This is a genomic window from Paraperlucidibaca wandonensis (assembly GCF_042677145.1).
Taxonomy (GTDB): Bacteria; Pseudomonadota; Gammaproteobacteria; order Pseudomonadales; family Moraxellaceae; genus Perlucidibaca; species Perlucidibaca wandonensis.
Genome location: NZ_JBHTIT010000001.1, coordinates 1,678,137 through 1,699,659 on the forward strand (window position 1 = coordinate 1,678,137; position 21,523 = coordinate 1,699,659).

Genomic DNA, 21,523 nt, shown 5'->3' on the forward strand with positions numbered 1-21,523 from the left:
AAGGCCCTCCCTTGAGTAGCCAAACCCCTTTTCAAGACACCATGTCGGACCAATATGTGCATTGGTTTCGTAACTCCGCGCCGTATATCAATGCGCATCGCGGCAAAACCTTTGTACTGCTGTTTGGCGGTGAAGCCGTCAATCACGAGAACTTCCGCAATATCGTGCATGACATCGCGCTACTGCACTCGCTCGGCATTAACTTAGTTTTGGTGCATGGTGCGCGCCCGCAAATCGATGAGAATCTCGTCGAATACGGCCTGCAAACGCCTTATCACAATGGCATTCGCGTCACCACGCGTGAGGCCCTGCGTTGCGTCATGGATGCCGTTGGCGCTATTCGCCTAGAGATCGAAGCATTACTGTCGATGGGTCTCGCCAACTCGCCAATGTTCGGCGCCAAAATCGATGCAGTCTCTGGCAACTTCATTACCGCCAAGCCCTATGGCGTGCGCGATGGTGTCGACTTTGGCTTAACCGGTGAAGTGCGCTCGGTCGATATTGAAGCCATCAACAAAAACCTCGACAACCACCACATCGTCATTCTTGGCCCAACTGGCTACTCCACCACGGGTGAGGTCTTCAATATTTTGGCTGAAGATGTTGCCGTGTCAGTGGCGACTGCTTTGCAGGCCGATAAGCTAATTTGCTTGGGCGAGCGCGAAGGCATTTTGGGCGAAGATGACGAGCGCCTATTGCGTGAAATGATCCCCAACGAAGTCGATCAATATTTGCGTAATCGCATCATCGACACCGAGTTGCTGCGCCATATGAACGCCGCACGCGAAGCTTGCCGCGAAGGCGTCAAACGCGTGCACATCATTTCCTATGCCCGCGACGGCGCCATGCTGCAAGAGCTGTTCACCCGTGATGGATCTGGCACGCTGATCACTCACGACCCATACGAAGAAATTCGCACCGCCGAAATTGAAGATGTCGGCGGTCTCATCGAAATGCTTGAGCCGCTCGAGGAGCAAGGCATTTTGGTACGGCGCTCACGGCGCAAACTGGAAAGTGAAATTTCGCATTTTGCTGTGGTCGAACGCGACGGCATGATTATCGGCTGCGCCGCGCTCTATCCGCTGCCAACCAGCCCCGGCGAAATTCCATCGGGTGAGATTGCCTGCGTCGCCATCCACCCGAACTACCGCAAAGGTGCACGCGGCTCCGAGCTGATGGCCTTCTTGGAAAATCGCGCCATGAGCAAAGGTCTACGCCAGCTTTTCGTGCTCACCACGCGCACTGCGCTGTGGTTTCAAGAGCATGGTTTTGAGCCAGCCACTGTCGATGACTTGCCGAAACAACGTCTCTCTCTCTACAACTTCCAGCGCAACTCGCTGGTCTTTAGCAAAAAGCTTTAAGGAAACCGGTCATGACAAAAATTACCGACAATATGCGCAAGTTCTCATCACAAGTGGTTGATGGCGTTGAAGCCGCACCCGGTCGCGCCATGCTGCGCGCAGTGGGCTTCACCGATGAAGATTTCAAAAAACCGCAAATCGGCATCGCCTCAACTTGGGCGAACGTAACGCCATGCAATATGCACATCGACAAGCTCGCCGAAGAGGCCGAAAAAGGCGCTAATGCGGCTGGCGGCAAAGGCGTGATTTTCAACACCATCACTATTTCCGATGGCATCGCCAACGGCACAGAAGGCATGAAGTATTCGCTGGTGTCGCGCGAAGTCATTGCTGACTCGATTGAAACCGTAGTTGGCTGCGAGGGCTTTGATGGCGTAGTGGCAGTTGGTGGCTGTGATAAAAACATGCCCGGCTGCTTGATCGCCATGGCGCGTTTGAACCGCCCGGCCATCTTTGTTTATGGCGGCACGATCAAACCCGGTCACGGCCATACCGACATTATTTCGGTATTTGAAGCGGTTGGTCAGCACGCCAAAGGCGACATCGACCTCATTCAAGTCAAGCAAATTGAAGAAACCGCTATTCCTGGCGCAGGCTCGTGTGGCGGCATGTACACCGCCAACACCATGGCTTCGGCGATTGAAGCCTTGGGCATGTCACTGCCCGGCTCCAGCGCACAAGATGCCACCGGTAGCGACAAGGCACTCGACTGCTTCCGTGCCGGCGAGCAAGTACTCGACCTATTAGCACGCGACATAAAGCCTAGCGATATCATGACGCGTAAGGCTTTCGAAAACGCCATTCGTGTGGTCATCGCTTTAGCTGGCTCCACCAACGCCGTGCTGCATTTATTGGCCATGGCACACGCCGTGAATGTGCCGCTAACACTCAACGACTTCACCGAGATCGGCAAAACCACACCGGTGCTGGCCGACCTACGTCCATCCGGCAAATACATGATGAGCGAATTAGTCGCCATCGGTGGCATTCAGCCTCTGATGAAACGCATGCTCAATGCTGGCCTATTGCATGGCGACACACTTACCGTCACCGGCAAGACACTGGCGGAGAACCTCGAATACGTCGCCGACTATCCAGCCGATCAAGACATCATTCGTGCCTTCGATAATCCGATCAAAAAAGATTCTCACTTAGTGATTTTGCACGGCAATTTATCGCCGACAGGTGCCGTTGCTAAAATCACTGGCAAAGAAGGCTTGCGCTTTGAAGGCCGCGCCCGTGTTTATCACGGTGAAGAAGCCGCACTCGCCGGCATCCTCAATGGCGAAGTGGTCGCAGGCGATGTCATTGTGATTCGTTACGAAGGCCCGAAAGGCGGCCCCGGCATGCGCGAAATGCTCTCGCCAACCTCAGCCGTGATGGGCAAAGGTCTAGGCAAAGAAGTCGCGCTAATTACCGATGGCCGCTTCTCCGGTGGCTCGCATGGTTTTGTTGTTGGTCACATCACACCTGAAGCGCAAGATGGCGGCCCGATTGCTCTGCTCGAAGATGGCGATGCGATTACCATCGATGCCGAAACTCGCGAAATCAGCGTTGCTGTATCCGATGCCACCTTGGCGGAACGCCGTGCACGCTGGACTGCCCCTGCGCCGGTCTACACTCGTGGTGTGCTGGCCAAATACGCCAAGCTAGTGTCGAGCGCCTCTGAAGGCGCAGTCACAGACGCGTAAGCGATATGAGCCGCCTACAGCGATTTCTCCAGCCACGCCTCAGCGCCACACTCACCAGCAATAAGCTGCGTGATCTGCGGCGTAGTGGCCTGGAAGCTTGGCGACGGCTCGGGCGCTACCCGCATCAAGTCAGTGTTTGGTTACGCGTAGATGACCCTTACGCGTATTTATTACTGCAAGCACTACCCACTTTAGAGGCCGACTTTGGCCTGCGTATAAGCCTACGCATGCTCGGTTCCGGAAGCCCTGATACCACGCCAGAGCCGGAGCGTTTAACGCAATTTTCTGGTCACGATGCCACCCGCCTCGCGCGTTGGCATGGCCTCGACGCTCCGACATCATGGCAAGCAAATGCAAAGGATCTTGCGCTAGCTGAGCGATTATTAATTGCGCTCGAGCTTTCAGATCAAGAGGCGTCGGTCATGGAGCAGGCGCGTGATGTTTTGCGCGCACTATGGCGAAAAGATCACCCTGCATTGCAACAGTGTCAGGACGAACTCGCGATAAACATGGGCTCTGCAAAGTTCGATGCCGACTCCATTGCTAGCCACTTAAAACGCAATGCCGACAAGCAGCGCCAACTCGGCCATTACGCCAGCGCCATGCTGCATTACGCCGGCGAATGGTATTGGGGCATTGATCGCTTAGATTACTTAAGCCGCCGCCTAACCAGCTTGAACTTAGGCACCGCCAGCGCGCAGTGGAGTACGCATATCGATGGCCACTTTCTCGTCAGCGATGCTGAGCGACTAGCCGACTTGCGCGCACTCGACGCCGAACTCGATGTCTACTTTTCTTATCGCAGCCCCTACTCATATTTAGCGCTGAGCCGCATCCGCCTACTCGCCGAACATTACGGCATTGTCTTGCGCCTAAAGCCGGTCTTGCCCATGGTCATGCGCGGCCTGCCCGTGCCAACCATTAAGCGCTTATATATTTTGCTTGATAGCAAACGTGAAGCCGATTTACTCGACCTAGACTTTGGTCGCATTTGCGATCCTGTCGGCGCTGGCGTAGAACATTGTCTAGCGGTGACACATGCGGTGCTCACACAATCGGAAAAACTAGCGCTAGATTTTGCCGAGTCCGCCTGCGCGGCGATTTGGCATGAGGGTCGTGACTTAAGCCATCTACCCGAGATTTACGCCTGTGCTTTGCGCGCTGGCGTGACTGCCGATATTGTCGATGCTGCATTGGCTAGTGATGACTGGCGCGAAGCTGCATCACAGCATCATGGCGAGCTATTAGCGCTAGGGTTGTGGGGCGTGCCAAGCTTTAACTTGCACCTCGATGGCCAACCGCTATGCCAAACTTGGGGCCAGGATAGACTTTGGGTTTTGGAAGATGCGCTCAATGATGCATTGAAAATAAATCATCCACTCAGTTCGCGACGCTAACTAAGCAGCTAAGGAGTAACCATATGGAAACGGTTGTGGTACTCGGTGCCAGTCCGAAGCGAGAACGCTATAGCCATCAAGCGATGGTTCTGCTGCAAAAATATGGCCACCGAGTAATTCCGGTTAATCCTGGCCATGATCAAATCGATGGAATTACAGTTGCACGTAGCCTCGATGCAATCAGCGAAGCCGTCGACACCGTGACCATTTATGTTGCGCCAGCCCACCTCGATAGCCAGCTTGAGTCACTGCTTGCGCTAAACCCAAAGCGTGTCATTTTTAATCCTGGCGCAGAACATCCGCAGGCTAGTGCCGCGCTCCAAGCTCAAGGCATTACGGTAGAAAACGCCTGCACGCTGGTGCTGCTGCGTACTGGCCAATACGACTAAGGCAAAAGCCTACACTGGCAATTCACTGCCGCGCGTACGCATCCAGCCAGCAATGCTGCGGCGAGTCTGCTGCGCAGGCAGCACCTCATGAACAATGGTGTCGCTCCAAAACACGACGAGACTTCCGCCCTCGGGGCAAATATTCACAGTCGCCTGCTCAGGCGGATACAGCACCAGTTCGCCACCGCCATCGCTAGGCCACGGCGCATCGTTTAAATACAACACCGTTGAAACAATACGCCGCCCTGCGCCCAGCACACTCACCTCGATATGTTGATCGGTATGGCGGCGATAAAAGCTACCTAGGTCATAAATCGCGTAATGCGCCTCAAAGTCGGCCAAGCCTAAAAAGCCCATTTCATTTAAATGTGCTTGCAGCTGCGCCATTAGCGCCAAATAAGCCGCTGCCGCCGGCCACTCCGGCTCCAGCCACGCGATACGATCACCACGCACTTTGCCCGTGACCTGATGCGTTGAGCCACGGCCGATGCCAGCGCGATATAACTCCTCAGCACCATCGCGCTCCTGCAACTCGAGCTGCAATGCACGCAGTAAATCAGGCGGAATAGCATTGGCTATAACTGCCCAACCCTGTTCGAAAAGCTGCTCGCTCGCTATTCGAATTAGATCTGGCCACACCACAATCGTCTCAACGCTGTCATTAGCGGGTATCATCTGCGGTTCACTACCTGATGTTGTTGCCATGAATTATCGTCACCACTTTCACGCCGGCAATTTTGCCGATGTTATGAAGCACAGTCTGCAAATGGGCCTAATGGCGCATTTGAAAAAGAAAGAGTCGGCATTTTGCTTTATCGACACGCATGCCGGCGCCGGCGTTTACGACTTGCATGGCATGCAGGCTCAGAAAACCGGTGAATACCAACAAGGCATCGACCGCTTAGATGACCATCGCGGCGCACCAATATGGGTGGCCGAATACCTGCAAGGCGTGCTTGCCTGCCAAGCCACAGGAGCGCGTAGCAATTACCCCGGCTCGCCATGGCTAGGCCAGCGCCAATTGCGCGAACAAGACAGCGCCATTTTTATCGATGTGCAGCACGCTGAAGTCGCCAGTTTGCGCCATTACTTCAAGAACGATTCGCGCGTGGCCGTGCACCAACGCAATGCCTATGAAGGCTTAACTGCGTTGATTCCACCAAAGGAAAAACGCGGCTTGGTGCTCATCGACCCGCCTTATGAGCTTGAGCGCGATAGCTTTCCGCAACTGGTTAAGCTCATCGTGGCTGCACATAAAAAATGGCCAACCGGCGTTTATGGCATTTGGTTCCCGATCAAGCAGCGCGCATCTATCGTGAAATTTTATCGCGAGCTGATGAATAGCGGAATAAATAAAATGCTGTCATGCGAACTATTAATGCAGCCCGACGACAACGCCTTAGGCCTAAATGGCAGCGGCTTAATCGTCATTAACCCACCTTGGGGATTCTACGAAGAGGCACAGAAAACCTTGGCATGGTTAGTCGACCGTTTATCTGAGCATCCGCAGCGCTCGACCAAAGTGCGCTGGCTAGTCAATTTAGAGTAACTGCTCTAAACTCGGCACCATCACGCTGAGCGGATGACCGAGAGCACCATGATTACCAAGGAACACCTGAGCTACCAAGCTCAAAAAGCCTATGTCGCCACCATGATGAAAGTGGTTGGCGGCGGCTTAGCAGCAGCTAGCCGCGTCGATGAAACCGTGCAAAAAGAGCTCGCGGCACTGCCCGAAGGCTTCCAGGTTTGCATGACTGTCTTCCCAAGCGGCCCTAGCTTCTTTTTGCGCATCGGCAAAAATGGCCACTCCGAAGTCATTTCAGCTCCTGTCGGCAAGCCCGAACTAACCATCCGCTTCAAGCATCTCTCGCATGCCTTTTTGGTGTTTTCCTTCCAAGAAGGCACCGCGCAAGCCTTTGCCAATGACCGTATGATTGCCGATGGCAATGTCAGTCACGCCATTCGCTTAGTGCGCTGTTTGAACAAGATGGAAACCTTGATTTTGCCGCGCCTGATTGCCGAGCGCGCCGTGAAGCGTTACGACGCCGTACCGCTCACCGAAAAGATCACCAAAGCCGCACGCATTTACGGCCTAGTCGCCAAATCGCTGATTGCAGGGAACTGATATGAGCAAGCCTTACTACGAATTTTTTTGCCCCGTTAAAGTCATCGCGGGCAATGCTGCGTTAGAACACATCCCGTTTGAGCTCGATATTCTCAGCTCCAAAAATCCAATGATCATCACCGATAAAGGCGTGCGCGCAGTCGGCTTGCTTAAGCATATCGAAGGCGCACTTGCTGCAGCCGAGATCAATGTCAGCACAATTTTTGATGATGTTCCGCCAGATAGCTCGATTGAAACCGTGCATGCCGCTGCCAAGGTTTATAACGACAACGGTTGCGATGCCATCATTGCCGTTGGCGGTGGTTCGGTTATCGATACCTGTAAGGCGGTCAATATTTTGGTCTCTGAAGGCGGCGATGATCTACGCGCCTACTCCGGTGCACATGTGCTGAAGCGTCCGTTGAAGCCTTTATTTGTGGTGCCAACGACATCTGGCACAGGCTCAGAAACTACCGCTATCGCGGTGATTTCCGACAACCAAGCCGGCGTGAAAATGCCCTTTGTGTCGTACTTCTTAATGCCCAATGCCGCCGTGCTCGATCCGCGCATGACGCTAACCTTGCCACCGCACATCACTGCGATGACCGGCATGGATGCTATGACGCATGCCATTGAGGCCTACACCTGCATGGCGCATAACCCAATTAGCGACGCCTACGCCACTAGCGCCATCGCTAAAGTCAGCGCTAATCTATTGAAAGTACTGGATAACCCCAGCGACTCCGATGGCCGTCTAGAGCTCGCGCAAGCCTCAACCATGGCCGGCATCGCATTTTCCAATGCCATGGTTGGTCTCGTGCACTCATTAGGTCACTCACTGGGCGCGGCCAGTCATCTGCCGCATGGCCTGTGCATGAACTTATTCCTGCCTTATGTGCTGGAGTTTAACAAAGACAAAAATGGTGACCGCATCGCCGACTTACTACTGTCGATTGCTGGCGCTGAGGTCTACGCCAGCACACCAGCGGCACAACGCGCCGACCGTGCTATCGAAGAAATTCGTCGCATGCGTGATGAGATACATGCGCGCTGCAAGCTGCCACGCACCCTGCAAGAAACCGGCAAAGTCACGCGCGATCAGTTTGACCACATCGCTGACTTAACGCTGGATGACGGCTCGATTGTGATTAATCCGAAAGAGGTTGATCGCAAGCAAGTGTTGGCACTTCTGGAAAAAGCCTGGGGCTAAACCTCTCGCAGCAATAAAAAAGCCCAGCTCAAAACTGGGCTTTTTTTTCGCCTTGAAAAACTAGCTTGGCCAATGCTTCAACCAAGGCTCACTGGCCTTAGCGACGGCCAAAAAATCGCCATTGAGTAGCGTGCTTCGGCAGTTATACAAAAAGCGCTGACCTTTCGCGTCAACCAACTCACCGCCCGCTTGCTCGAGCACGACTTGAGCGGCAGCAGTATCCCATTCGCTGGTCGGCCCAAAGCGCGGATAAGCATGAGCGCGACCCTCGGCCACGACACAAATCTTAAATGCAGAGCCAGCAGGAATAGAGCTCACCTGCCATCCGGTCGCCTGTAGCGACTGCTCAAAATGGGCTAGGCGCTCGAGGCCATGACGGCGACTAACGGTTAAGTTGAGTGTGCCATTTGAGGCCGACCAATTTGGTGCACGCGCTTGGATTGGCATCCATGCGGAGGCGGCTTTGTTTGCCGAAACGGAGCTGATGGCTTCAGCCACTGCTGTAGTCTCAATGACTGCCTCAGTCCCGACCCGAAAACTGCCCACGCCCTCTGCCGACACATAGCTAACGCCATTTGCCGGCCCATAGACCACACCCAAGACGGCCTCGTGGCCAATTACCAAGGCAATATTGACGCTGAACTCACCATTGCGCGCAATGAACTCTTTAGTGCCATCAAGTGGGTCAACCAACCAGTACGCAGCCCAATCTCGACGATCGCGTAAATCGTCTGGCGAGGACTCTTCTGACAAAACTGGTAGGCCCGCCAAGGTCTTATCTGCTAGCGCCTGCAGTCCCTTAACGATGCTTTCATGGGCGGCAATATCGGCAGCAGTAATCGGCGAGGAGTCGGACTTTTCTGTCACCGCCCATCGCGCCGAGTCGCTATAAATCGCCATGATGGCGCGCCCAGCATCTTCAGCAACAGCCATCACCGCAGCCAACGCATCTCGCGTTACACTATCGCGAACGCTTGCTTCGGCGATCTTTTGAAGATTATTTTTAATATCGGCTGACATGATTTGGCCTCGAAACTAATGAGCTGCTGCGCATCGCTGCGCATAAGCCACAGGATACGCGAATGACTGCTTTGCTCGACACTGCCAACACCACCATCGATTGGCAAACCATCGACACGGTAATTTTAGACATGGATGGCACCGTGCTCGACCTGCACTTCGACAATGTCTTTTGGATGCAGCACCTGCCCGCACTCTTTGCCGATCACAACGGCTTGCCGCGCGAGCAAGGCTTGGGCGAATTGCTCATGCGCTTTCAACATCATCAAGGCCAGCTGAACTGGTATTGCACCGATTTCTGGAGCGAACAGGTTGGCTTCGATATTGTGCCGCACAAAAATGACCTGAAGCATTTAATCCGCGAGCGTGCCGACGCCTTTGCTTTTTTAGCAGCTGTGAAAAATAGCGGACGACGCTTAATTCTTGCCACCAATGCGCATCGCTCAAGCCTTGAACTAAAGCTAACCGTACAGACCTTTGCTCATTATTTCGATGCCATGGTGAGCTCGCATGACTATGGCCAGCCAAAAGAAGATCAAGCGTTCTGGCAGCAGCTGTGTGAGCAGCAAAATATAGACCCATCACGCAGTATTTTTGTTGATGACAGCGAAGCAGTGCTTGATAGCGCTCAGCTTTTTGGCATCCGCGACTGCATTTGTGTGAGCACACCCGATAGCGAAAAGCCCGCACGTAAACGCCTGCGTTATCCGGCAATTGATCAGTTTGCTGAGCTTGGGATTATTCCTGCATTAGGCGATATTGCTGCGCTCAAGGCGGCCTCGGAGCCTACAAAAAAATGAAGTCGGGCAGTAAAAACGCTAGCGACAACGACACTCGCACACGAGTTGATAAATGGCTGTGGGCAGCTCGTTTTTACAAAACGCGCTCGCTAGCAAAAGACGCCATCGACAGCGGCCATGTGCATTGCGATGGTCAGCGCGTAAAAGTGAGCCGCGAAGTATTTGTCGATATGACTCTGACTATTCGACAAGGTCATGATGAGAAAATCATTGTCGTTGATGCGCTGTCGAGCGTGCGAGGGCCTGCGCCGGTGGCGCAGATGCTGTATCACGAAACACCAGAAAGTATTGCTAAGCGCGACGATCTTCGTGAGCAGCGCAAGGCACAAAACTTAGCGCATCCTGACCATAAGCCGAATAAGAAAGAGCGCCGGCAGATCCATCGTTTTCAGCGCGGGTTTGGCGAATGAGCTGGCTTGCTACTTAGTTAATAACGCCGCTAAAGCACTCGTGTTTTCCACGTCGCTAAATCAGCTAATTGCAACGTTAACGTATCGCCCGAATGTAATGCCGCCACGCCAGCAGGAGTACCTGTCATCACCACATCTCCCGGCAGCAGCGTGATATAGCGCGTAATAAACTGCAGCAAAGCAATCATGTCGGTGATCATATCGGCGCTATCACCACTTTGACGGCGCTCACCATTGATGCTCAAGCTGAATTCAACTGCAGCTAAGTCAGAAAAATCAGTCACTGGCAAAAAGCCACTCAACGGCGCCGAGCCATCGAATGCTTTGGCTAACTCCCAGGGCTGTCCTTTCGCTTTTAGCTCGTTTTGCTTCTCACGCAAGGTAAGGTCTAAGCCTAAACCAACGCCAGCAATAGCCGCACGTGCTTGCTCAGCGCTCACTTCTTGCAAAGCTGTGATGTCTTTCGTAACGGAATTACTCTGCGCAGGCACAAGCAGGCTCTGGCCAATCAGCAGCGTGATTTCAGTTTCAAAATGGCATTCGCCCTGCCCCACTGGAATTGGAAACTCAGACTCCAATGCCACGGCCGATGTGCTTGGCTTAAGGAAAATAATCGGTGCATCAGGCACTTCGTTACCAAGCTCGCGCGCATGGGCAGCGTAATTGCGACCGACACAGACCAGCTTGCCAACGGGTAAGTTTGTTGCCGCTCCGCCATACCATTGATGCTGATAATCCATGCCGTCCACTCCTATCTCATAAAACGCCAACGCAAATGCCGAGCGGCTTCAAGCTAAATCAAAAATCTTGCCCGGATTCATCACACCGTTCGGGTCAAAAACCTGCTTGATCGCACGCAAATACTCAATCTCAACCGGCGAGCGCGTATAGGTCAAATACGCTTTCTTAGTCATGCCAACACCGTGCTCTGCCGACACCGAGCCGTTGTATTTCTGCACCGTCTCAAACACCTGCACATTGACCTCTTTGCACTTGGCGAAGAAATCAGCTTTTTCCATGGCATCGGGCTTGAGGATGTTTAAGTGCAAGTTGCCATCACCAATATGGCCAAACCAGACCACGCGGAAGTCTGGATATTGACTAGAGACAATGGTGTCGATATCGGCAATAAAAGCCGGAACGCGCGCAATCATCACCGAGATGTCGTTTTTATACGGCGTGAAGGGAGCGATGGTCTCTGAGATATCTTCGCGCAGGCGCCAGAGGTTTTTCGCCTGAGTTTCCGACTGGCCTAGCACGCCATCAACTACCCAACCCTGCTCCACGCAATGCTCGAAAATAGTCATTGCCTCATCGCTCATGGCCTCCGACAGAGCCTCGAACTCAAGCAGTGCGTAAAACGGAGTCGCGGATTCGAACGGCCGCGGAATCCCCGAATGCGCAGTGACTATCTGCACCGACAACTCAGAGAAAAACTCAAAGGCGGTAAGGTCTAGCCGAGCCTGAAACTCTCGCAACACATTCATCACCGATGGAAAGTCGGGAGTGCCCAAGACCATCACCTGCAAATTACGCGGTGCACGGTCGAGCTTCATTGTCGCCTCAACCACCAGACCCAGCGTGCCTTCAGCGCCAATAAATAAATGCCGCAAATCATAGCCGGTGGCATTTTTGATCATGTCTTTATTGAGTTCGAGAATGTCGCCCTTGCCGGTCACTACCTTCAAGCCCAACACCCAATTACGAGTCATGCCGTACTTAATAACCTTGATGCCGCCAGCATTGGTGCCAATATTGCCGCCCAGTTGCGACGAGCCCGCCGAAGCGAAATCGACCGGATAATACAGACCTTTTTCTTCAGCAAAATTTTGCAGCTGCTCAGTCACCACGCCAGCCTGAATACGCACCGCGCGATCCTCCGCGATGAACTCAGTGATCTTATTTAAATAGTCGAAGCTCACCACCACTTCGCCATTGGCAGCAACTGCGCCCGCCGACAGGCCAGTACGACCGCCCGATGGCACGATGGCAAAGCCCGCCTCATTGGCCAGACGAACCACCGCCTGCACTTGTTCGATGCTCGATGGAAAAACAATGGCTGATGGCGCTGGCGTATACATTTTGGTCCAGTCCACACCCCAAGTTGCCAAGCTTTGCTCATCCACACGCACGCGGGACTCGCCCACAATATTTACCAATGCCTGAAGTGTTGCAGCGGCCAATGCCATGTCAGCGTCCTATAACAGATTTCAATTCGACCATTCTACCTAATGCAGAGCCTGTGCTACTATGCCGCCCTCGAAATTACCATCTGCGAGCGCGCATCATGAGCCAGCTATCCCTCGATAAAGCCAAAATCCGCTTTCTGTTGCTCGAAGGTGTTCACAAAAATGCGCTCGATATTTTAGCCAACAATGGCTACACCAATATTGAATACATTCGCGGTGCACTCGACGAAGATGTGCTGATTGAAAAGATCAAAGATGCACACTTCGTTGGCCTTCGCTCGCGCACGCAGCTCACCGAAAAAGTGATTGCTGCAGCTGACAAACTCGTGGCCATTGGTTGCTTTTGCATCGGCACCAACCAAGTCGATTTGAAAGCGGCACTAACGCGCGGCATTCCCGTTTTTAATGCGCCCTACTCAAACACTCGCTCAGTCGCCGAACTGGTCTTGGGCCAGCTCATTTTATTGCTTCGCGGCATCCCAGAAAAAAACGCCATGGTACATTCCGGCGGCTGGTCAAAGTCGGCTGAAGGCTCTTACGAAGCTCGCGGTAAAACGCTAGGCATCGTCGGTTATGGCTCCATTGGTTCGCAGCTTTCTGTTCTAGCTGAATCACTGGGCATGCACGTTATTTATTTCGATACGCTAACCAAGCTGCCACTCGGCAATGCTCGCCAAGTTACCAGCATGGAAGAGCTGCTAAGCACATCCGATGTAGTTTCACTGCATGTGCCAGACGTACCATCGACTCGCAATATGATGCGCGCTGAGCATTTCGCACAAATGAAAGCAGGCAGCATCTTCATCAATGCCGCACGTGGCACCTGTGTCGATATCGATGCATTGGCCGCAGCTATTACTAGCAAGCACTTAAACGGCGCGGCAATTGACGTGTTCCCGAAAGAGCCAAAATCAAACGATGAAGAGTTCGTGTCGCCGCTGCGTGGCTTATTCAATGTGATTTTGACGCCGCATATTGGTGGCTCAACACTAGAAGCACAGGCCAATATCGGCCTAGAGGTTGCAGAGAAATTCGCACGCTATTCCGATACCGGCGCAACCACCACATCGGTGAACTTCCCTGAAGTATCACTGCCCGTGACCCCGGGCAAACACCGCCTGCTGCACATCCACAAAAACATTCCTGGCGTGCTCTCGGCCATCAACTTAGTGTTTGCTGAAAATGGCATCAACATTAGCGGCCAATCGCTGATGACCAACGACACCATCGGCTATTTAGTCATGGAAGTTGACGCTGCTTATTCAGACGTCGCGCTAGAAAAGCTGCAACAGATCAACGGCACTATTCGCACCCGCGTACTGTACTAAGCTAAATGTCTATGATCTCGGCCGCCATCGCAGCTCCCGCTCGTGGCGGCCGAGTCATTTATAACGTCGACACACAAGGCTGCATTCGCGATGGCGCTGCGCCTGAACACATCACCGTATATATAGCCGCACTAGAACCCCTGCCCGCCGATTCGCTACGGCAGCGCCAAAGAGCTCAAGTGTTGTCATGGCTCGCAGAGCACGACGACAACAGCTTAACGCCGCCCGAGCTACAAACAACTGATCTAGGCAAGCCCTATTGGCCCGATGGTCGTTGGCAACTGAACTGGTCACATAGCCAATATATTGTGGCGCTAGCGATTGCTCCGCATGAGTTTTTTCAACAGCAGACCGCCTCAAACACAAAGTCGGAGTCGGAGTCGGAGTCGGAAACTCTAGCTGGAGCCTTGGGCATAGATCTAGAAGTGCTCGGTCGCTCACGATCGCGAGAAGCCTTAATTAACCGCTACTACCACCCAAATGAACATAGCCTCGCTGACACTGATCTTGGTTTTTTAAGCATCTGGACACGCAAAGAGGCGGTCGTTAAAGCTCAAGGCATGGGTTTGCGCATCGATCTAAAAAGCCTCAACACGGCCACCGCAGTCATTGAGCACGTTCAACTCGGCCAATGGCATAGCCTCACGGTTTCGCTAAACGAACCCAATGCAGCGCCAACCGAAATTGGCGTCCTTAGCTTGAGTTGGCCAGCAGCACTCGCGCTGTAACACGTCGTAAACAATACGCCCACTGCCCTCGAACGCTTTATGCCAGATCATCTGTGCATTACCATCGCGACATTACTTTTAGGAAATTAATACCATGGCTCTCACAGTCGACCGCCTGCGCACATCGGTGCAATATCTGCTGCCGCAACACGGGCTCTCGCGCCTCGTTGGCAAAATTGCTTCCAGCACCACACCATGGATAAAAGATACTTTCATTCAACGCTTTGCCGAACGCTATAACGTCGACATGAGCGAAGCGCTAGAGCCAGACTTGTCGCAATACGCCTGTTTCAACGATTTTTTCACGCGCGCCTTAAAGCCCGGCGCACGGCCATTGTGCACAGAGAACGACAGCATTCTCTGCCCAGCCGATGGCGCGATTTCGCAACTCGGCCCCATCACCAATGACCGTGTATTTCAAGCCAAAGGCCACGACTACAGCCTCAGCGACTTACTCGCCGATAACACAAGCGCACAAGCGTATATTGGCGGCCAGTTCGCCACTGTGTATTTATCGCCACGCGACTATCACCGTGTACACATGCCACTCACTGGCAAGCTCACACGCAGCGTCTATGTGCCCGGCGATCTATTTTCGGTCAACACCCTCACCGCGCAAACCGTGCCCAACTTATTTGCCCGTAATGAACGCTTAGTAGCCCATTTCGACACCGAAGCTGGCCCCATGGTTGTGATTTTAGTCGGCGCGATGATTGTCGCCAGCATTGAAACTGTCTGGGGCGGCGTCGAAGCTATAGGTTCAGAAATCCGCACGCGCGACTTTGCAGCCCATGAGCAAATCACACTAAACAGCGGTGACGAATTAGGCCGCTTCCGCCTCGGCTCCACCGCCATTATTCTCTTCGGGCCAAACGTAATGAGCTGGGAAAAGGAATTTGTAACTAGCAGCTCGACACGCATGGGCCAGCGTTTAGGCTATGTTTTAAGCAAAAAGTAATGCGTTTATGTATATGACCAGGCAGTCCTATACAGTTGTTTACAAAAGCTCTACAAATCCAAGCGCGTTTGACGTTTACAATCCGCACCGTAACCAAATTACCCATATGTGCTGCTCGACCTCGGTTTTGCAGCGCCACGATTTGCCGAGGCTTATATGAACACATCTAAATTTACTCGCTTAGCTGCTAGCTGCGCGCTAGCACTTGGTCTTGCTGCCTGCGGCGCTGATGGCAATAGCAATACTACTGGTGGCGGTGGTACTGGCGGTGGTACTGGCCCACGCCTAATTCTTGACGACACACAAACTCAACTCAGCGGCACATTGACTGGCCTCGCAGGCCTTATTGGCACTGACAATCCATTAGGCGCCTTAGTCTTTTGCTTAGACCCAACAGTAAACGATCTTGTTGATGGTCCCGACGCCCTGCTAACCAATTTGCTCGGCAGCCTGAATACCACACTAGGCACGCAGGACCCAGCGGCTCTGCAGGCAGCTCTATTGGCCAGTGGCGACAGCTTATCAACTGCATTGCAATCACTGACAGTCAACTTGCCTAATGCATTAATGGCCTTGGCCGACCCTAGCGCAGTGAGTAACTGCGGATCACAAGGTGGCACTACTGGCGGCGGTACTGGCGGCTCACCATTAGATGCATTGATTGCTCTATTTGGTGGTGGCAGCAACCCATTCGCTGGTACGCCCCTAGAAGCACTTGGCACATTAGGTGGCTCAGGCACACCTGCTGGTGGACCAACTGGCACACCATTAGACGCCATCTTAGGCCCACTATTAGCCATCCAAAATGGTGGTGCCAACGGTGAGATTGTTGATCAGCTCGGCCAAGGTGTTGCACAGCTTGGTACTGCACTGAGTGACAGCCTGCCAGACCAAGTTGTTACAGCCCCGATTGTTGGTGGCGTACTCGTACTGCTGTCCGACACATTGGTTGATCTCGGTGGCGTTCTGGATCAGATTGAACAGCCAAGCACTGCAGCAGAGCTGCAAGCCCTATTGAACAATTTGCTAAGCAACTTAACTGGCACCCTGATCGGTCTAGACCCAACAGGCCAGCTAGCAAGTACCGCTGGCCCACAAATCCAAGCTGGTATTAACCAACTGACGGATTCATTGGGCGCAATCTTGGTTCCTCTTGCCGGTACTGATGGTTTACTACCAACGCTTCTAAATCCTTTAAGTGCGCTAACTTGCCCACTGAAGCTGACAGGTAATTGTGGCGCTACAGGCAGCACAGGTGGTGACAATCCTTTAGCAGGCATCCCATTACTAGGTGACTTGCTCGGCGGCGGCTTACCAACCGGTGGTACAGGTAGCACAGGTCCACTATCTGGCGCATTAGCCGGCACACCATTGGCTCCTATTGGTGGCTTACTCGGCCTGCTAGGTCTGTAAGCAACTTCGCAGCAATGGACTGCTGAAGCAACATCAAAAACACCCCGCCTAGTGCGGGGTGTTTTGTTTTCAGAGACTAAGTTCCGCTAAGCTAGAGCATTGCGTTTACTTATTGGCAACTGCTCATGCGCATCACCTTAAAACAGCTCGATGTATTTGCCGCTGTGGCACGCGAAGGCAGCGTTACACGCGCCTCAGAGTGGCTCAATCTCACGCAAAGCGCGACCAGCATGGCGCTTTCAGATCTAGAGTCGCAGCTTGGCGAGAAAGTCTTTGATCGTGTCGGTAGACGCCTACAGATTAATGACCTTGGCCATCGCCTACTACCACTCGCGCTAGAGTCAGTTGCCCGCGTTCGTGAAATCGAAGATATCTGTCGCGGCGATCTACCAGGTAGCGGCCGCTTGCGCATTGGTGCCAGCTTAAGCGTAGGCAACTATTTGATGCCTCAGCGCATCGGCGACTATCTGCAGCTACACCCCGAAGCAGAAATCAGCTTAGACGTAGGCAATACGCGCCACGTTGTCGAGTCTGTAAGGCAATTCACCTGCGATATTGGCTTTATTGAAGGCTTTTGCCACGACCCCGATATCGATGTATTGCCATGGATAGATGATGAGCTAGTGATATTTGCCAGCCCCCAACATCCACTCGCTACGAAAGAGTCACTGACACTCGAAGACTTGAATCAGGCGCAATGGATTTTGCGTGAGGCTGGCTCGGGCACGCGCGAAGTATTTGATAATGCTATCGCAGGAAAATTAGTTGGCATGCATATACGGCTAGAGCTTAGTCACACCGAAGCCATCCGACGTGCCGTAGAGGCAAATATTGGGCTGGGCTGTGCCTCACGTATGACACTGCAGGAAGCACACGATGCTGGGCGCGTGGTGATCTTAAACACACCATTCTTAGACTTACGCCGATCACTTTTTGTATTGCGCCATAAAAACAAATACACCACACGTGGACTAAGACGATTCTTAGCGGCGTGTGGTGTCAATTTACCGGACTAAAAATAGCTGCGACCAAAGCACATAGCCTTGGCCAGTATTTAGATTAAATCCAAGTCTCTATCGCGCACACCAAGCAAGTACAAAATGCCGTCGAGACCAAGGGTAGAGATGGCTTGTTTGGCATTTGCACGCACCAATGGTTTAGCGCGGAAGGCAATGCCTAGACCTGCAATGCTGAGCATAGGCAAGTCATTAGCGCCATCACCTACAGCGATGACTTGCTCTAGATTCACGCCTTCCTTTTCGGCAATCATTTTCAATAGTTCAGCCTTGCGTGCGCCATCAACTACCTGGCCAGTAACGCGGCCAGTGACTTTGCCATCTTCAATTTCAAGTTGATTAGCAAAGACATAATCGATGCCTAATTTGCGCTGCAAGTATTCACCAAAATAGTTAAAGCCACCGGACAAGATAGCGGTTTTATAGCCAAGAGCCTTGAGTGTGAGCATGAGATGCTCAGCTCCCTCAGTGAGCTTCAGCGACTGCGCTATTGACTCCAACACACTCGCATCAAGACCTTTAAGCAAGGCCACTCTAGACTCAAAGCTTTGCGTAAAGTCGAGTTCACCAAGCATGGCTCGCTCAGTAATTGCCGCCACTTGCGCACCAACACCGGCCGCCATAGCGAGCTCATCGATGACTTCATGCTCAATCAGTGTGGAGTCCATGTCGAAGCAAACGAGGCGGCGATTACGGCGAAAGGCATTGTCTTTTTGGAAGGCAATATCGATGCCGTGCTCACCAGCCAAGCGTAATAATTCCGCGCGCAGAGCATCAGCTGATTTCGGCTCGCCGCGTACCGAAAACTCGACGCAAGCCTTAGCTTGCTTCTCACCGCCCTCACCTTCTAAAGGAACGCGACCCGATAAACGCTGCAGGCCATCGATGTTTAAGCCTTGCTCAGCGATCAACTTGGTCATCGCCGCTAAATGCTCAGCGGTGATTTTGCGCGCCAACACCGTAAAGATATATCGCGCCTTGCCGTGACCAGAAACCCATTGGTGATAGCTATCAGCGCTGATCGGCGTGAAGCGAGCCTGCAGGCCGAGTGCGTGCGCTTTAAACAACACCGCACGCATGAGAATGGCCGAGTCCTGCTCACCGCCAGTTTCAATCACCAGGCCTAACGTGAGCTGGTCATGAATAACGGCCTGACTGACATCAAGCACGCTCACTTTATGAGAAGCCAACGCCTCAGTAAGGGCGGCGCTAATACCGGGACGATCAGGGCCAGAGATTGATACTAAGAGAATTTCACGCATCTACAGTTACTCCACGCGCAGGCCGTCGACTTTCTGGAAGCCGCGCGGTAATTTTTGACCACGACGGCCGCGCTCGCCAACATAGTGAGCAAGGTCTTTATCGTTGAGTGTGACGTGGCGCGCGCCGGCAATTACCGTGAGTTTTTGACCTTCGGCAATGGGGATGACTTGGACAATGCTCTCACCTTCGCTGGCACTCAAATTCATTAACTTATTGCCCTTACCTTTTGCCAAACGCGGCAAATCAGCAATTGGGAATACCAGTAAACGTCCACCACTGCTGAGCACCGCCAACTGATCTTGCTCACTGCCTTTTAGTAAGACAGGTGCCACCACCTCGGAGCCAGCAGGCAAGGTCAGCAAGGCTTTACCGTTGCGATTGCCCGCCTCCATATCAGCGAGTGTGGCGACAAAGCCATAGCCTGCGTTACTGCTAAGTAGCACACGCTGCGATGTCTCACCCATGATAAGGCAGACAAACTGCGCGCCTGCGGGAGGGTTTAATTTTGTGGTCAGCGGTTCGCCTTGGCCACGTGCGCTGGGCAAGGTATTGGCCAACAAGGAATAGCTACGGCCCGTGCTATCCATAAAGATAGCCTGCTGGTTGGACTTACCTGCGGCTTGCACTAGGAAGGCATCGCCGGCTTTATAGCTGAGGCTAGTGCCATCGACATCATGACCTTTGGCGGCGCGTACCCAGCCTTTGTCGGAAAGCACTACAGTGACGGGCTCGGCGGGTGTTAGATCACTTTCTTTTAAGGCTTCAGCTTCGCGTCGCTCGACCAATGGCGAACGCCGCGCGTCGCCGTATTTGGCGGCATCAGCTTCAATTTCTTTGATAATTAATCGCTTCAATAGCAGATGCGAGCCCAAGATTTTTTGCAGATGATCGCGCTCTTTCGCCAGCTCATCTTGCTCACCTTTGATGCGCATTTCTTCGAGCTTGGCCAAATGCCGCAGTTTCAACTCAAGGATGGCTTCGGCCTGCATATCGCTAAGGCCAAAACGCAGCATCAGCTCGGCTTTAGGCTCTTCTTCGTAGCGAATAATGCGGATGACTTCATCGATATTTAAGAAGGCAATCAACAAACCATCGAGGATGTGCAAACGCGCCAAAACTTTATCGAGGCGATGCTGTAGACGGCGACGCACGGTGAGTGTGCGGAATTCTAGCCATTCGCTGAGCATTTCGCGCAGGCCCATGACGCGCGGGCGACCATCGAGACCGATGACGTTCATATTGACGCGATAGCTGCTCTCTAACTCGGTGGTGGCGAATAAATGCCCCATCAGCTGCTCAGCATCGACACGATTTGAGCGCGGCACCACGACTAGGCGCGTTGGATTTTCATGGTCAGATTCGTCGCGTAAATCGGCAACCCATGGCAGCTTTTTCGCCTGCATTTGATCGGCGATTTGCGTGAGAATTTTTGCGCCAGAGACTTGATGCGGCAAGGCGGTGATGACGATGTCGCCATCATCGATTTCATAGACCGCGCGCATTTTGAAACCGCCGCGACCAGTGGCGTACATCTGCACGAGGTCGTGGCGCGGGGTGATGATTTCGGCGGCGGTAGCAAGGTCTGGGCCTTGCACAAACTCGCAAAGATCATCGAGCGAGAGACCGGGATCGTTTAGCAGTGCGATGGTGGCTTGGGCGATTTCGCGCAGGTTGTGCGCGGGGATGTCAGTAGCCATGCCGACCGCAATACCAGTCGTGCCATTGAGCAATAAGTTGGGCAGACGCGCGGGTAAGACGCAGGGCTCATCGAGTGTGCCATCGAAGTTAGGCTGCCAATTCACTGTGCCCTGCTCTAGCTCAGCGAGCAGCGTGTCAGCATAGGGCGAGAGCTTGGCTTCGGTGTAACGCATGGCGGCGAAGGATTTAGGATCGTCTGGTGAACCCCAGTTGCCCTGACCATCGACCAATGGGTAGCGATAGCTGAACGGCTGCGCCATCAACACCATGGCTTCGTAACAGGCTGAGTCGCCGTGCGGGTGGTATTTGCCGAGCACATCGCCGACGGTACGCGCCGACTTTTTATGCTTGGCGGTATTTTTCAGTCCAAGCTCGCTCATCGCATAGACAATGCGGCGCTGTACTGGCTTCAAACCATCGCCAATATGCGGCAGCGCACGGTCTTTAATCACGTACATCGAGTAGTTCAAATACGCCTGCTCGGTGTAGGTGCGCATGGGCACCAGCTCAGTGCCATCGGCGGGCAAGATCAGTTCGTCAGTCATTTC

20 protein-coding genes are annotated in these 21,523 nt (G+C 53.2%); 14 read left to right on the forward strand and 6 right to left on the reverse strand.

Features of this window, described 5'->3' with window-relative positions:
• Positions 1-41 precede the first annotated feature (41 nt).
• From argA to ACFQ0F_RS07920, 4 genes are read left to right on the forward strand one after another with little or no spacing between them, the layout of a single operon-like run.
• Positions 42-1,361 (forward strand): amino-acid N-acetyltransferase, encoded by a 1,320-nt coding sequence (argA, locus tag ACFQ0F_RS07905; RefSeq protein ID WP_340675630.1) that lies wholly within the window; start codon positions 42-44, stop codon positions 1,359-1,361.
• Positions 1,362-1,372: 11 nt separating this feature from the next.
• Positions 1,373-3,052, forward strand: a complete 1,680-nt coding sequence (ilvD, locus tag ACFQ0F_RS07910; protein ID WP_379070883.1) for a dihydroxy-acid dehydratase — start codon at positions 1,373-1,375, stop codon at positions 3,050-3,052.
• A gap of 5 nt (positions 3,053-3,057) precedes the next feature.
• The gene (locus ACFQ0F_RS07915) at positions 3,058-4,449 is read left to right on the forward strand and encodes a DsbA family protein (RefSeq protein ID WP_379070886.1); all 1,392 of its coding nucleotides are present in this window, start codon (positions 3,058-3,060) and stop codon (positions 4,447-4,449) included.
• A gap of 23 nt (positions 4,450-4,472) precedes the next feature.
• Complete coding sequence (locus ACFQ0F_RS07920) at positions 4,473-4,838, forward strand: CoA-binding protein (protein ID WP_379070889.1); 366 nt, start codon at positions 4,473-4,475, stop codon at positions 4,836-4,838.
• Positions 4,839-4,847: 9 nt separating this feature from the next.
• On the opposite strand, the gene ACFQ0F_RS07925 is transcribed toward ACFQ0F_RS07920, so the two are convergent.
• A complete protein-coding gene (locus ACFQ0F_RS07925) occupies positions 4,848-5,543 on the reverse strand; it encodes a 2OG-Fe(II) oxygenase (RefSeq protein WP_379070892.1) in 696 nt (231 codons plus the stop codon).
• Here ACFQ0F_RS07925 and ACFQ0F_RS07930 point away from each other — a divergent pair.
• Genes ACFQ0F_RS07930 through ACFQ0F_RS07940 form a run of 3 tightly spaced genes read left to right on the forward strand, consistent with a single transcriptional unit; the run spans position 5,542 to position 8,152 of the window.
• Complete coding sequence (locus ACFQ0F_RS07930; protein WP_340675461.1) at positions 5,542-6,387, forward strand: 23S rRNA (adenine(2030)-N(6))-methyltransferase RlmJ; 846 nt, start codon at positions 5,542-5,544, stop codon at positions 6,385-6,387. The two genes, ACFQ0F_RS07925 and ACFQ0F_RS07930, sit on opposite strands and share 2 nt — an antisense overlap.
• Positions 6,388-6,435: 48 nt before the next feature.
• Positions 6,436-6,963 (forward strand): hypothetical protein, encoded by a 528-nt coding sequence (locus ACFQ0F_RS07935; protein WP_340675460.1) that lies wholly within the window; start codon positions 6,436-6,438, stop codon positions 6,961-6,963.
• A 1-nt stretch (position 6,964) separates the two neighbouring features.
• A complete protein-coding gene (locus ACFQ0F_RS07940) occupies positions 6,965-8,152 on the forward strand; it encodes an iron-containing alcohol dehydrogenase (RefSeq protein ID WP_379070897.1) in 1,188 nt (395 codons plus the stop codon).
• Between the two features lie 60 nt (positions 8,153-8,212).
• On the opposite strand, the gene ACFQ0F_RS07945 is transcribed toward ACFQ0F_RS07940, so the two are convergent.
• Positions 8,213-9,172 (reverse strand): 3'(2'),5'-bisphosphate nucleotidase CysQ family protein, encoded by a 960-nt coding sequence (locus ACFQ0F_RS07945; protein ID WP_379070900.1) that lies wholly within the window; start codon positions 9,170-9,172, stop codon positions 8,213-8,215.
• Positions 9,173-9,234: 62 nt separating this feature from the next.
• Between ACFQ0F_RS07945 and yrfG the strand changes: the two genes are divergently transcribed.
• Together yrfG and ACFQ0F_RS07955 are read left to right on the forward strand one after the other, a co-directional pair.
• Positions 9,235-9,972 carry a GMP/IMP nucleotidase gene (gene yrfG / locus ACFQ0F_RS07950; protein WP_379070903.1) on the forward strand — a complete coding sequence of 246 codons (738 nt, stop codon included), beginning with the start codon at positions 9,235-9,237 and terminating at the stop codon, positions 9,970-9,972.
• Positions 9,969-10,382, forward strand: a complete 414-nt coding sequence (locus ACFQ0F_RS07955) for an RNA-binding S4 domain-containing protein (RefSeq protein WP_379070906.1) — start codon at positions 9,969-9,971, stop codon at positions 10,380-10,382. The genes yrfG and ACFQ0F_RS07955 overlap by 4 nt, the downstream gene beginning before the upstream one ends.
• Before the next feature lie 29 nt (positions 10,383-10,411).
• Here the strand turns inward: ACFQ0F_RS07955 and ACFQ0F_RS07960 are convergent, their stop codons facing one another.
• Positions 10,412-11,122, reverse strand: coding sequence for a fumarylacetoacetate hydrolase family protein (locus ACFQ0F_RS07960; RefSeq protein WP_379070908.1), 711 nt, complete (start codon positions 11,120-11,122; stop codon positions 10,412-10,414).
• Between the two features lie 48 nt (positions 11,123-11,170).
• A complete protein-coding gene (locus ACFQ0F_RS07965; protein ID WP_379070911.1) occupies positions 11,171-12,571 on the reverse strand; it encodes an FAD-binding oxidoreductase in 1,401 nt (466 codons plus the stop codon).
• Between the two features lie 98 nt (positions 12,572-12,669).
• Here ACFQ0F_RS07965 and serA point away from each other — a divergent pair, with 98 nt between their 5' ends.
• From serA to ACFQ0F_RS07990, 5 genes are all read left to right on the forward strand, one after another.
• Positions 12,670-13,899, forward strand: a complete 1,230-nt coding sequence (gene serA, locus ACFQ0F_RS07970; protein WP_340675453.1) for a phosphoglycerate dehydrogenase — start codon at positions 12,670-12,672, stop codon at positions 13,897-13,899.
• 5 nt (positions 13,900-13,904) lie between these two features.
• Entirely contained in the window at positions 13,905-14,627 is a 723-nt protein-coding gene (locus tag ACFQ0F_RS07975) for a 4'-phosphopantetheinyl transferase family protein (protein ID WP_379070914.1), read from the forward strand.
• A gap of 94 nt (positions 14,628-14,721) precedes the next feature.
• On the forward strand, positions 14,722-15,585 hold the full coding sequence (gene asd / locus ACFQ0F_RS07980; protein ID WP_379070917.1) for an archaetidylserine decarboxylase: 864 nt from the start codon (positions 14,722-14,724) through the stop codon (positions 15,583-15,585).
• 156 nt (positions 15,586-15,741) lie between these two features.
• Positions 15,742-16,998 carry a hypothetical protein gene (locus ACFQ0F_RS07985; protein WP_379070920.1) on the forward strand — a complete coding sequence of 419 codons (1,257 nt, stop codon included), beginning with the start codon at positions 15,742-15,744 and terminating at the stop codon, positions 16,996-16,998.
• A gap of 125 nt (positions 16,999-17,123) precedes the next feature.
• Positions 17,124-18,014, forward strand: a complete 891-nt coding sequence (locus ACFQ0F_RS07990) for a LysR family transcriptional regulator (protein ID WP_340675449.1) — start codon at positions 17,124-17,126, stop codon at positions 18,012-18,014.
• A 38-nt stretch (positions 18,015-18,052) separates the two neighbouring features.
• Here ACFQ0F_RS07990 and serB read toward each other — a convergent pair whose 3' ends face one another.
• Entirely contained in the window at positions 18,053-19,276 is a 1,224-nt protein-coding gene (serB, locus tag ACFQ0F_RS07995; protein WP_379070923.1) for a phosphoserine phosphatase SerB, read from the reverse strand.
• Between the two features lie 6 nt (positions 19,277-19,282).
• Complete coding sequence (gene parC / locus ACFQ0F_RS08000; RefSeq protein WP_340675447.1) at positions 19,283-21,520, reverse strand: DNA topoisomerase IV subunit A; 2,238 nt, start codon at positions 21,518-21,520, stop codon at positions 19,283-19,285.
• Positions 21,521-21,523 lie beyond the last annotated feature (3 nt).